The sequence below is a fragment of the Streptomyces sp. P9(2023) genome (assembly GCF_032436795.1).
GTDB lineage: Bacteria > Actinomycetota > Actinomycetes > Streptomycetales > Streptomycetaceae > Streptomyces.
This window is the reverse complement of record NZ_JAUPWM010000899.1, coordinates 1-231: the sequence shown is the minus strand read 5'-3', so window position 1 is coordinate 231 and position 231 is coordinate 1. Positions and strand designations below refer to the sequence as shown.

The following is a 231-nucleotide window of genomic DNA, read 5'->3' as shown; positions in this document are numbered from 1 at the left end:
ATGACCCGCGCCGAGGTGGCCGACCTGCTGCGCGTCAGCCTCACCACCGTCGACCGGCTCGCCGCCGACGGGACGCTTCGCCGACACAAGCCGTCCAGCAAGCGAAACGGGCGCGTCTTGTTCTCCGCCGCGCAGGTCAACCGGCTCATCACCAGCTCCAAGACGCGCTGACCCCACCACACAGATCGGCCCTCACCGCTACCACGGCGAGGGCCACGTACCCCAGGAAGG

At 69.7% G+C, this 231-nt stretch carries 1 protein-coding gene; it reads left to right on the top strand.

Annotation, left to right across the window (positions count from 1 at the left end):
• Positions 1-171: a helix-turn-helix domain-containing protein gene (locus tag Q5762_RS40290; protein ID WP_399495678.1), complete on the top strand. Its 171-nt coding sequence runs from the start codon at positions 1-3 to the stop codon at positions 169-171.
• Positions 172-231 lie beyond the last annotated feature (60 nt).